This is a genomic window from Belnapia sp., from assembly GCF_059504005.1.
Genome location: NZ_JCACHU010000014.1, coordinates 1 through 11,121 on the forward strand (window position 1 = coordinate 1; position 11,121 = coordinate 11,121).

General features: G+C 66.1%; 13 protein-coding genes and 1 pseudogene. 11 read left to right on the forward strand and 3 right to left on the reverse strand.

Annotation, left to right across the window (positions count from 1 at the left end; genetic code table 11):
- Nucleotides 1-200: 200 nt before the first annotated feature.
- Together AC5JJ1_RS02270 and AC5JJ1_RS02275 are read right to left on the reverse strand one after the other, a co-directional pair.
- Nucleotides 201-326: a hypothetical protein gene (locus AC5JJ1_RS02270; RefSeq protein ID WP_495783495.1), complete on the reverse strand. Its 126-nt coding sequence runs from the start codon at nucleotides 324-326 to the stop codon at nucleotides 201-203.
- 145 nt (nucleotides 327-471) lie between these two features.
- A complete protein-coding gene (locus AC5JJ1_RS02275; RefSeq protein WP_495783496.1) occupies nucleotides 472-681 on the reverse strand; it encodes a hypothetical protein in 210 nt (69 codons plus the stop codon).
- Between the two features lie 14 nt (nucleotides 682-695).
- Between AC5JJ1_RS02275 and tnpB (AC5JJ1_RS02280) the strand changes: the two genes are divergently transcribed.
- The 10 genes and pseudogenes from tnpB (AC5JJ1_RS02280) to AC5JJ1_RS02325 all read left to right on the forward strand — a co-directional run bounded on the left by tnpB (AC5JJ1_RS02280) (nucleotide 696) and on the right by AC5JJ1_RS02325 (nucleotide 8,596).
- Nucleotides 696-860, forward strand: a complete 165-nt coding sequence (gene tnpB / locus AC5JJ1_RS02280) for an IS66 family insertion sequence element accessory protein TnpB (protein ID WP_495783506.1) — start codon at nucleotides 696-698, stop codon at nucleotides 858-860.
- A 60-nt stretch (nucleotides 861-920) separates the two neighbouring features.
- Nucleotides 921-2,510: an IS66 family transposase gene (tnpC, locus tag AC5JJ1_RS02285; protein ID WP_495783497.1), complete on the forward strand. Its 1,590-nt coding sequence runs from the start codon at nucleotides 921-923 to the stop codon at nucleotides 2,508-2,510.
- Nucleotides 2,507-3,106: a plasmid pRiA4b ORF-3 family protein gene (locus tag AC5JJ1_RS02290; protein WP_495783498.1), complete on the forward strand. Its 600-nt coding sequence runs from the start codon at nucleotides 2,507-2,509 to the stop codon at nucleotides 3,104-3,106. Before tnpC (AC5JJ1_RS02285) ends, AC5JJ1_RS02290 begins: the two co-directional genes overlap by 4 nt.
- A gap of 363 nt (nucleotides 3,107-3,469) precedes the next feature.
- Nucleotides 3,470-3,952 (forward strand): IS66-like element accessory protein TnpA, encoded by a 483-nt coding sequence (tnpA, locus tag AC5JJ1_RS02295; RefSeq protein WP_495783499.1) that lies wholly within the window; start codon nucleotides 3,470-3,472, stop codon nucleotides 3,950-3,952.
- A complete protein-coding gene (gene tnpB, locus AC5JJ1_RS02300; RefSeq protein ID WP_495783500.1) occupies nucleotides 3,949-4,299 on the forward strand; it encodes an IS66 family insertion sequence element accessory protein TnpB in 351 nt (116 codons plus the stop codon). Before tnpA ends, tnpB (AC5JJ1_RS02300) begins: the two co-directional genes overlap by 4 nt.
- A gap of 113 nt (nucleotides 4,300-4,412) precedes the next feature.
- A complete protein-coding gene (gene tnpC / locus AC5JJ1_RS02305; RefSeq protein ID WP_495783507.1) occupies nucleotides 4,413-5,933 on the forward strand; it encodes an IS66 family transposase in 1,521 nt (506 codons plus the stop codon).
- Nucleotides 5,930-6,268, forward strand: a complete 339-nt coding sequence (locus tag AC5JJ1_RS02310) for a hypothetical protein (protein ID WP_495783501.1) — start codon at nucleotides 5,930-5,932, stop codon at nucleotides 6,266-6,268. Before tnpC (AC5JJ1_RS02305) ends, AC5JJ1_RS02310 begins: the two co-directional genes overlap by 4 nt.
- A gap of 242 nt (nucleotides 6,269-6,510) precedes the next feature.
- A complete protein-coding gene (locus AC5JJ1_RS02315; RefSeq protein ID WP_495783502.1) occupies nucleotides 6,511-7,164 on the forward strand; it encodes a hypothetical protein in 654 nt (217 codons plus the stop codon).
- A 52-nt stretch (nucleotides 7,165-7,216) separates the two neighbouring features.
- Nucleotides 7,217-7,462: pseudogene (locus AC5JJ1_RS02320) on the forward strand (cytidine/deoxycytidylate deaminase family protein); the annotation flags it as partial.
- Nucleotides 7,463-7,828: 366 nt separating this feature from the next.
- Nucleotides 7,829-8,596 (forward strand): hypothetical protein, encoded by a 768-nt coding sequence (locus tag AC5JJ1_RS02325; protein WP_495783503.1) that lies wholly within the window; start codon nucleotides 7,829-7,831, stop codon nucleotides 8,594-8,596.
- Between the two features lie 304 nt (nucleotides 8,597-8,900).
- On the opposite strand, the gene AC5JJ1_RS02330 is transcribed toward AC5JJ1_RS02325, so the two are convergent.
- The gene (locus AC5JJ1_RS02330) at nucleotides 8,901-9,839 is read right to left on the reverse strand and encodes a LysR family transcriptional regulator (protein WP_495783504.1); all 939 of its coding nucleotides are present in this window, start codon (nucleotides 9,837-9,839) and stop codon (nucleotides 8,901-8,903) included.
- A gap of 104 nt (nucleotides 9,840-9,943) precedes the next feature.
- Here AC5JJ1_RS02330 and AC5JJ1_RS02335 point away from each other — a divergent pair, with 104 nt between their 5' ends.
- Nucleotides 9,944-10,483, forward strand: a complete 540-nt coding sequence (locus AC5JJ1_RS02335; RefSeq protein ID WP_495783505.1) for a YybH family protein — start codon at nucleotides 9,944-9,946, stop codon at nucleotides 10,481-10,483.
- The last annotated feature ends 638 nt before the right edge of the window (nucleotides 10,484-11,121 follow it).

Consider the following 11,121-nt stretch of genomic DNA (forward strand, 5'->3'; position numbering starts at 1 on the left):
GGCACCCGCAGTTTCGCTATGCTGCATAGTCAAGACAATGAGGGCCGCATCAATAGGCATTCTACCCGGCGGCATCGGGACGATCATGGCCGGGCTGCCCCTCGCACTCCACCGGGCGGGTTGTATGAGCCGCGGCAATGCCATCCCCTCCAGCTGCCTCCCATCCAGGTGTGCCTCGACGAGGTCCGGCGCCAGCAGCGTCAGTCGCAACACGGTTCCCAGGTCCCCCGCTCGATCCGCTCCGCCGCCGCCATCTCGCTGATGGAGGCGTAGCGCCCCTCGTCCAGGAGACGCTGGTAGCGGAAAGCGCAGGTCAGCGCCTTCACCAAGGCTGGGTGGGCCCGCGCGGGAGGGCCTCGTTACTGCCGTCCCGCACCAGCGTCACCACCGTCTTCCGCCCAGGCCGGTACCGGATTTTAGGGGCACCCGGACCGTGATAGTGGCCGCCTGCACCGTGCCGGATCGCGGCACTCAATGGCGTACTGGTTTTTGGTCTCGATCTCCAACCGGCCAGCCACCGATCTCCTCGTCGACCTGCTCCGGTCCCACCTTCAGCGAACTCCAGCGATAAACGCGGTCAGATGGTACGTCGGGGCAGACGATATATACCTCGACGTCCTCGTCGGCGCAGATGCGATGGATAAAGCCACGCCCGTCCATGGTGATTGTGATACGCTTCATCGGGGCACGAGGGAATTGGCATGTCGCTTTACGCCAAGAGGTTGGAGAAAGGACGCTTCATCTGGCCCTCGCCAGCCGACGGCTGCCTGCAGATATCGGGCGCGCAGCTCGCTTATATGCTCGACGGAATCGACTGGAGAAACCCAGTACGGACCTATCGGCCGGAGCTGGCGGGATAGTGTACGGCGCAGTGGTATCGGCGCTACCTGCTTTGCAGCAGCTGTGATTCCATCGCCAGCGTGACAGCCGCGCCGGACAACCCGCCCGACGACATCGCCGCGCTGCGTGCCGCGCTTGCGGCCGAGCAGCTGGCGTGGCGAGAGGCCGAGGCGCGTGCCTCCGGCGCCGAGGCGATGGTGGCCCATCTCAAGCTGCTGATTGCCCGGCTCAAGCGTGACAAGTACGGCGCCTCCTCCGAGCGCGGTCGCAAGCTGATCGATCAGCTGGAGCTCGAGCTCGGTGAGCTGGTGGCGGCCGCTAGCGAGGACGCCGCGAGGGCGGAGAACGCCGCCGACAAGCAGGGCCGCCCCCGTCGCGCCGACAGCCCGCCCCGCGGCCAGCCGGTGCGCGCGCCCCTGCCGGCCCACCTGCCGCGCGAGCGGGTCGTGCTGCCGGCACCGACCGCCTGCCCCTGCTGCGGCGGCAAACTGTCCAAGCTGGGCGAGGACACCACCGAGACGCTCGAGGTCGAGCCGATCCGGTGGAAAGTCATCCAGACCGTCCGCGAGCGGTTCTCGTGCCGTGCTTGCGAGACCGTCACCCAGCCGCCGGCACCGTTCCATGCCATCGCCCGCGGCCGAGCCGGGCCGAACCTGCTGGCCATGATCTTGGAGGCCAAGTTTGGCCAGCACCTGCCGCTGAACCGCCAGAGCGAGACCTATGCCCTGCAGGGTATCGAGCTCAGCGTCTCCACCATCGCCGACTGGGTCGGCGCCTGCACCGCCAACCTGGCGCCGCTGGTGGCCTTGATCGACGCCCATGTGCAGGCCGCCGAGCGGTTGCACGGCGACGACACCACCGTCCCCGTGCTGGCCCGGGGCAAGACCATCACCGGCCGGGTCTGGACCTATGTCCGCGATGATCGGCCCTTTGCCGGGCCGGCACCCCCGGCGGCGATGTTCCGCACCTCGCGGGACCGAACCGCCGAGCACCCGAACCGGCATCTGGCCGGCTATGCCGGCATCCTGCAGGCCGATGCCTATGCCGGGTACAACGCGCTCTACGAGGCGGACCGACAACCGGGACCGAACACTGAGGCCGCATGCTGGGCGCATGGCAGGCGCAAGCTGTTCGAGCTGGCGGAGTTGTCGCGGGCCCCCCTCGCCATCGAGGCGGTGCGCCGGATCGACGCCATCTTTGACGCCGAGCGTGCCATCGACGGGCTGCCCGCCGAGGCGCGGCTGGCCGTCCGTCGGCAGCACATCGCGCCGCTGGTCACCGAGCTCGAGGGCTGGATGCGCGATAGCCGCGGCAAGCTGTCCCGCCACAACCCGGTCGCCAAGGCGATGGACTACATGCTGACGCGCTGGGAGAGCTTCGCCCGGTTCCTCGACGATGGCCGGATCTGCCTCACGAATAATGCTGCCGAACGAGCGCTGCGCGGAATTGCTCCTGGAAGAAAGTCATGGCTGTTCGCTGGTAGCGACCGAGGAGGCGACAGGACCGCGGCGATGGTCTCACTCATCTACACCGCCAAGCTGAACGACGTCGATCCGCGCGCCTGGTTGGCCAACGTCCTGGCCCGCATCGCCGACCACCCGGCCTCGCGCCTGCACGAGCTACTGCCCTGGAACTGGGCCCAAGCGCGGGAGGGGAAAGTGGCGGCATGACCAGCACCAGCATCGCCCGGCTCAAGATCACGCTCGATGACGTCAAGCCAGCCGTGGTGCGCCGCGTCGAAGTTCCGCTAACCATCCGGCTCGATCGCCTGCACCTGGTGCTGCAGGCCGCCATGGGTTGGACCAACAGCCATCTCTACGAGATCCGAGCTCGTGGCGTGGGCTGGGGCGTGCCCGACCCGGACTGGGCAGACGGCCCGCTCGACGCCCGCAAGACGCGCCTCACCGACGTCCTCGAGGACACCGGCGCGAAAACGCTGAAGTACCTCTATGACTTCGGCGACAGCTGGGAACACACCGTTAAGCTCGAGCGCCTTACGGATCCCATACCCGGCCTGATCTACCCGCTCCTGATCGATGCTACAGGGCGCTGCCCGCCTGAGGATGTCGGCGGCCCTCCGGGCTATGCTGAGTTCCTGGAGGCCATCGCCGACCCGAAGCACGAGAGCCATGCTGAGATGATCCAGTGGGCCGGCGCACCGTTCAACCCCAAAGCCATTGACTTCGATGACCATGCCAAGGCCGTCGAGGCGCTCGCCAAGGCGTGGTCACGCAAGCCAGCTACAAAGCGCAAGTCAGCGACCTGATCCGCAGCCCTCGCCGAACCGGAACCCTCAGGGCACTCCGTCTCGATCAAAAGCGATATGCGCCGCCCGCCACCCGTCCTCGGCCACCCGTGGCCTTGGCCGGATGGGTACCGACTTTCGGGCGGAGCAAAGGCACGTCTTTCAGCATGTCTATCGCCTGCCGGTCGTGATGGCGGACGGCATTCCCGCGCTTGCACAGGCTGAAGACTATACCTCCGGTGAGACGGGCAAGCTGAGTGCTGGCTCAGGGTGTGGGTGTCGTTGTCAGTGCTGAAGGTGGTCCACCGGCGGTCACAGTAACTGCGTAAGCGTCGCGGCGACGGCACATTGCGGCACGGAGCGTCGCTGTGATGCAACGGCGGGATGGACAAGACGCTGCGACCGCGGGCCGCCGAGGTTGAGGACGCTCCTACGACCAATCGTGTGAGCGTGCGCGAGGCGCCGATTGAGGTGATTACCCGCGGCGAGCGGCGGCGGATTTGGACGCCGGAGCAGAAACGCGGCATCGTCATGGAGAGCTTGGAGCCGGGCGGTTCGCCGAGTGCTGTGGCACGGCGGCATGGCATCGGCAGCGGCCTGCTCTACACCTGGCGTCGGCGGATGGTGGAGGGGCAGCTCAAGGCGCTGCCTGTTCCGCCGAGCGTCGTGCCGGTCGCTGCGTTGCCTGACGGCGAAGGCACGGTTGCGGAGGGGCCGACCCCGCAGGCGGCATCCTCGGCGGTGCTCCCCGACGACACCGCCGCCCGGATCGAAATCGTGCTGCCGGACGGCGTGACGGTGCGGGTGGGGGCGGCGGTGGAGGAGGCGGCGCTGCGCCGCGTGCTGGCGGCGTTGGGGCGGCAATGATCGCGCCGCCTGCCGGATTGCGGATCTGGCTGGCCTGCGGCGTCACCGACATGCGCAAGGGCATGACGGGCCTGGCGATGCTGGTGCAGCAGGGCCTGGCGGAGGATCCATTCAGCGGGGCGGTGTACGCCTTTCGCGGTCGCCGGGCCGGGCTGATCAAGCTGCTCTGGCACGATGGGGTTGGCCTATGCCTGCTGACCAAGCGGCTGGAACAAGGCCAATTCCCTTGGCCGACGACCACGACGACGGGATGCATCGCCTTGTTCACGGCGCAGCTGGCGGCGCTGCTCGATGGCTGCGAGTGGCGTGCCCCGGTGGCGCGCCGCAGGCCGGAACTGGCGGGGTAACAGCGCTGCGATTTGGTGGGAAACGGTAGGCCCGACGCGATGGCCTTTGGCATCATCCAGGCGTGCAGATCGACCTCGACACGCTGCCCGGTGATCCCGTCATCCTGCAGCAGATGCTGCGGGATGTGGTGCACCAGCACGGTGCCCTGCATGCCGAGAACGACAAGCTGCGGCTGCTGATCCGGCGCCTGTTGCGGCAGCAGTTCGGTCGCCGGTCGGAGCAGCTCAGCCCGGACCAGCTGCAGCTCGGGCTCGAGGATCTCGAGCAGAGCGTCGCCGAGCACCAGGCCGGGCAGGAGGCGGCCGACGCCCAGCAGGGCCGTCGTCGCCAGGCACCGCCCCGGCGCAACCTCGGCGCCTTGCCGGAGCATCTGCCGCGCTACGAGGTGCTGGTCGATGTCGAGCGGCGTGACTGTCCCTGCTGCGGCGGCACGCTGCATGCCATCGGCGAGCTCCGCACCGAGCAGCTCGACATCATACCCGCTCAGCTGCGGGTCCGGGTCACCCGCCGCCCGCGCTACGCCTGCCGGGCCTGCGAGAGCGCGGTGGTGGTGGCACCCGCGCCGGCGCGGCCGATCGACGGCGGCATGGCGACCGAGGCGCTGATCGTACATGTGCTGGTGAGCAAGTTCTGCGACAGCCTGCCGCTGTACCGCCAGGCACAGATGCTGGCGCGGCAGGGTGTGACGCTCGACCGCTCGACGCTCAGCACCTGGGTCGGCCGGGCCTGCTGGTGGCTGACCCCGCTCTATGACCTGCTGGTTGGCACGGCACTGTCCGCGGCCAAGCTGTTCGCCGACGACACGACACTGCCGGTCCTCGACCCCGGCTGTGGCCAGACCAAGACTGGGCGGCTCTGGTGCTACGCGGTCGATGACCGGCCATGGTGCGGCCCAGGTCACCCAGTGGCGGCTTATGTCTATACCGAAGATCGCAAGGGCCTGCGCCCCGCCGGGCATCTGGCGGCATTCCGCGGCGTGCTGCAGGTCGATGGCTACCCCGGGTTCAAGCGGTTGGCAGGCGACCGCGCCGACGCCTCGGTCGTCCTGGCGTTCTGCTGGGCCCACATGCGACGGTACTTCTACGAGTTCCACGCCTCCACCCAATCGCCGCTCGCGGCCGAGGTGCTGACGCAGATCCAGGCGCTCTACGCGATCGAGGGCCAGATCCGTGGCCATCCCGCCGAACATCGGCAACAGGTCCGACAGGAACGCAGTCGACCAGTTGTCGAGGCCCTGCATGCCTGGCTGCAGGCCCATCAGGGCCGCGTCTCCGCCGCCTCGGACCTCACCAAGGCCATCCGCTACGCCTTGCGGCATTGGCCGGGCCTCGCGGTGTTCCTTGAGGACGGCCGGGTCGAGATGGACTCGAACGTAGTCGAGCGTGCCATCAGGCCCGTGGCCCTCGGGCGCAAGAATGCGCTGTTCGCCGGAAGCGACGGCGGGGCGCGTCACTGGGCGATGGCCATGACGCTCATCCAGACCGCCAAGTTGAACGGCGTCGACCCGCAAGCATGGCTCACCGACGTGCTGGAGCGCATCGTCTCCGGGCGAACCAAGGCCACCGAGTTGGAAGCACTCCTGCCGTGGAACTGGCGCCCTGACGCCGACCTCCCGATCGCCGCGGCCGCATGATCGACAATCCTGAGCAGGCGGAACGGCTGCTCACCCGGTTGCAAGCGGCACTGCCGGTGCCCGCCCGCATGACGCCGGAACTCGCCGCCACGCTGCGCACCCCGGAGACCGCGACGAAGATCCCCGCGGCCTGTTCGATCATCACCCTCCACTATGCCGGTGACGAGGGCGGGATTGTCTGCGGGCTCGACGTCGCCACAGCAACCGGCAACGTGGTCTACACCTCGATTACCCACCTGCGGTTCGATCCACGCCTGCCCCTGGCGCGCGAGATCGCCGTCTACCAGAAACATCGGGTGAAACGCCTGCGGCGCCAGCCGCCCGGGCCAGGCTGAGCCGCAGCCTTGCTGGCCTCGCAGCGTGGCAGCTTGTCCAGTCACATGTGCCGTGCGGACGCCGCAACGTTTACGTAACTGCCAACCGGAGCCGCCACGAAAGCGTACCGGCGCGACCATTTTGCTGTCCACCAACCGCCCACCTAGCCCATGGGACCGTTACTAAATCATAGCTGGGTGGTCCTTGAGAGGCTTATGCTCCCTCCTCCGGCTCGCGCCGGACAAGCAAAGGGAGGATGCCCATGCAGTGCATGATGGTGACTGGTTTGTTCGTTTCTGCGCTGCTTCTCGTACCAACACAGGGGCGGGCGCAACAGGCTGGCTCGGCGAACATGAGCTTCTTCGTCACGAGCGCTAATCCCGGCCAGGGCGGCGACCTGGGTGGCCTGGCCGGGGCCGATGCCTATTGCCAGCGCTTGGCTCAGGCAGCCGGTGCGGGCAGCCGCAACTGGCGCGCCTATCTCAGCACGCAGGGCGCCGGGGCGGTGAATGCGCGCGACCGCGTTGGCCGCGGACCCTGGCGCAATGCCAAGGGCGAGGTAGTCGCAAGTGACGTGCAGCAATTGCACGGACAGAACAACCTGACCCTGCAAACTGCGCTAAACGAGCGCGGCGAGTCTGTGAACGGGCGCCGCCAGCAACCCAACACCCATGACATCCTCACCGGCTCGCAGCCAGACGGCACGGCATTCGGCGGCGCTGAGGACCGCACCTGCCGCAACTGGACCAGCGGTAGCGAGGGCTCGGCCTTCGTTGGTCACCACGACCGCGAGGGTCTGCGGGACGACGATGCCTCGCGGTCTTGGAACGCCTCGCATGCCTCGCGCGGCTGCAGCCTTGAGGCGTTGCGTGCAACTGGCGGGGCAGGGTTGTTCTACTGCTTCGCTACAGATTAGATAGTTGCTGACCAGTGACGTGGGTTCCTGACTACGATGTTGGGACACCCGGTTCTTGGCACTGGCGATCCACATCGCCGAGTGGTCGAAACACCGCGCGACCAAGGCCGGCTGCGTCGTGGCCGACGACGACCACTGGATTCGGGTGACCGGCTACAACGGTTTCCCACGCGGAGTGACCGACTTGCCAGAGCGCCTAGCCGATCGTCCGACGAAGCTTCTCTTCTGCGTGCACGCCGAGGCCAATGCGTCGCCACAGCCGCGCGCTCAGGTGTGTCGCTCGCTGGGTGTGGGCTGATACCGAGACGGCAGGCCGTCTGCTCATGGAGGAAGCCGGCGTGGCTTGGCAGCGTGCGGTGGCGACCGAGACGTAAGGGCACGCCTCTGGGCCGACTGTGGTTGCACAAACGAGGCTCACCCCGTCCCGGAGCGACCAAACGTGTGGCCTTCGATCCACTTTTTTGGTGATGAATGCCGTTAAGTTGCAGCTGGGATCTCCGACACTTGCCCCCAATATCCACAAGCATCCCTATGATCCACATGGGGCTGGCGCTGATAAGATGAAAATCGGATACACCCCCGGAAGCCCACTTTGAACACCACAGTTCTGACCCGCCCCCAGATTGAAAGGGACTATCCCGAAGCGTCCCCCATTGAGCGCCGGATGCTTGCCATCCTTGAGGATGGGCCGGGCTGCGGCACCAAGGCCGGGTTCCTTCCTCCTCAGCTGGTTGCCGAGGCGCTTAACGCTGCCCAAGGAGACGACGAGCTTTTCACGCGCCATCCCTTGTTAGTTGTTCCTCAGGCAGCCTTGGGATCGCTTCGGGCCGACGTGCTGGTCATGACCCGGTCGCGCCTCGGCCGATCACACTGGCACGGTCGGGCAGCTCATGCGTTCCTAGTTGAATGCGACAGCCTCGAATTCCATGCAGGGCGGGTGCAGGAAGATCTGGCTCGGGAACGGGCAATCCGCCGGACAACAGGACTAGATTTCCTCCGCTTCAGTGGCGCGGAGATCAACTTCCGCCCGCATCAGGTGCATCAGGTCCTGGCAGCGCGTGTCGAAGCCATGCATGCTCTTCACGAATTTGGTGATGCAATCCAGTCCTATGCTACCCGCGTCATCGAACACGTCGGTGCGGTTTCCTGTCACCCGGCGCTGCGCACCGAGTACCAGGCCAGGAATAGCCCTGAGGAAGCCGATCTCTACGATTCCTTCGATCCGCAGGGTGAGCACTACAACTCGCCACCTGACATCGATTGCGACCCGTTCGAGGCAATGCGCGATGCCGTTGCCCGTTTAAGGCACCGCATCTCTTATCTTCGCCTCGCTGGCCCGGGATGGGAGCCGGGCGATACCTTTCCTGAGCGGACGCCCCGATCGCTCGGTACAGTTCTCGCCGGGATCATGGCACGCATGACCAAGACCTGATGCTGGCTAGAAGTCTCGACCTCATCAGCGATGCTCAACTTCAGCTGGCGTTTTCGCCGCGGCCACGCCGCCATCGGATTCCACAGCTAATTGCCGGTCAAATTGACCCAAGGGTCATCTTCTTGCCCAAGACTAATTTACGTGGGTGAATAGGCTACTTGACGTTACCGCCCGACAATTGGCATCGGCAGCTATGTGCCTATGGCGATCATCGGATGAGCCCGCCCGGTTTCCTGTAAGCGGACATCGTGTCACTGAGAGTTCATGGAGAGCCAACTCAGGAGGCATTCCTCGCCAAGGTCAGTCACTTCGTTCTCGTGAGTACGCCGAAGACCCATGTCAGGCCCGCATCGGCCATTGCAGCGCTGGGCGAGACTGCTTGGAGCCGAAAGCTGCCTAGCGGCAGGGGAGCGCTCACGATGGCAACTCCGAAACGCGCGGCATGCCTCTCTGCGAACCGCCGAGGCAGTGCGGAGATCAGGTCCGTCTCGGCAAGCACGGCAAGCGCGAACATGAAATTGGGAACGGTCAGCGCAAGGTGCCTCGTACGGCCTTGCTGCGCCAGAGCCTCGTCGACGAAGCCGTAAGGGTCGCCAGAAAGGGAGACCACCAGATGCCGCATCGCGCAATAACGGTCGAGAGTCGGAGCTTCAAGGAAGGGATGTCCCGCTCGCGCGGCCACAACGAAGGTCTCTTCGTACAATGTCGTTCGGTGGAAGCGTGCTGGGACCTCGCTGGAGGGGATGATGGCGATGTCCATCGCGCGAGCCTCCAGATCGGTGAAGGCACCTCGCCAAGCCCGCTCCAGTGATGTCTCTCCCGGCAAGGGCAGCAGCTGACGGAGGCTGATGTCGATGCCAGGCGCGCGATCAGCCAGTTCAGCCAGCAGGGCGGGTAGCAACACCGCCGAAACGCCATCGGGCGCCCCGATCGTGAAGCGGCGCCTGGACGTGGCGGGGTCGAACGGCTCGGCGGTCGCAAGTATGCCCCTGACCCGTGCCAGGACCTCGGCGATCGGCCCGGACAGCTCGGTTGCCCGTTCGGTGGGAACGACGCCCTTGGGTGTCCGAATGAAAAGTGGGTCGTTCAGGAGACGGCGCAGCCGGCTGAGACCATGGCTGACCGCTGACGGCGACAGGCTCAGCCGGTCTGCAGCCCGGCCGACATGTCGCTCCTGCAGCACGGCCTCGAACAGGACGAGGAGGTTGAGGTCCGTCCGGGAGAGGTCGATCTCATTCAGCATATCTCTGAATTCATATCACTGGCTTCAGCGTCCTGGAACGGCCATTCGATTTCCAGCCTGAGGCGGCGAAGTTCCACCCTAGGATGGAAAAGGAGAGTACCCCCATGTCACACCGCCGACGTTCAGTGCTCGCGGTCGCGTGCGCAGCCGGCTTCACGGCGCCCGCGACGGGCGCTCACGTTGCACTCGATGCTTCCGGCACCACCAGCCAAGCGTTGGCCGAACTCCTCCGGCGATCTGAGGAGGCGAACGGCGCGCTGCTCCGCGGCGACGTCGAAACCTATCTGAGCCGGATCACGCTCTCCGACGATTTCACGCTGATGTCGCCGTTCGGCGGCACACCCTCACGCGGCCCCTACACCGCGGAACGCTGGGGGGAGATCGGTCGGTTCTTCCGGAACGGCACGCTGCGGCAGGAGCTCGTGCAGGCCTATGGCAGCGCGGACTTGGTAGTGCTCGCGATCATCGAGCACGGTCATGGAGAAGTCGGCGGCCTGCCGGCTCAGGACTGGCCGTTGCGCGTCACCCTCGTCTATCGCCGCGAGGGTTTGGATTGGCGGCTGGCCCATCGTCATGCCGACCCTCTTGTGAAGGACATCTCGCTTCAGCAAGCGGCGACGCTCGCTCGCTCCGGCACGCAATAAGAAACGAACCTGCCACGGCGCCCAAATGGTCGGTGCGGCCTCTCCAGATGAATGAAACGATATCGGCGATTCGCACCCGACACCTGGAAGCCGCCGGTCCGTTATCGACCAGGTTCGGTCACGGCAGGTCACCCAATGACAGCCGCCTTAAGCCTTTCCTCAGCGAGTGATCACGGATCGCTGCTCCACCCAGCTCAGCGGAAGCGGTTTTAGCAGCTGTGGTAGCCTGAGGAGAGACGAGGCTTGGCCATCGAGGATCGCCTTCACGATCTCCGGCGCCAGCAGCGTGAGGCGGAGAAGCGTCGCGAGATACCCCCGCTCGATTCTCTCCGCGGCCGCCATTTCGCTGATTGAAGTGTAGCGCCCCTCGTCGAGCAGACACTGAAGCGGAAGGCTCGCGCCAGCACCTTCACCAGCGCTGGGTTGACCCGTGCCGGGAGCGCGGCCTCACCGCCGTCCAGCGCTGGCATGACGACCGGCTTCCGCCTTGAGCGGTGCCGGATGGGCAACCGCACCCGGGCCTCGATGATCGTACCCACAGTCGAACCGCCCTCGGCGGTTCCAGCCACGTTCGATCAATCGGCTAGTGTTCTGACCGAGACAGAGGATTCCCTATCCGATTGGGATGTGCGATCCGG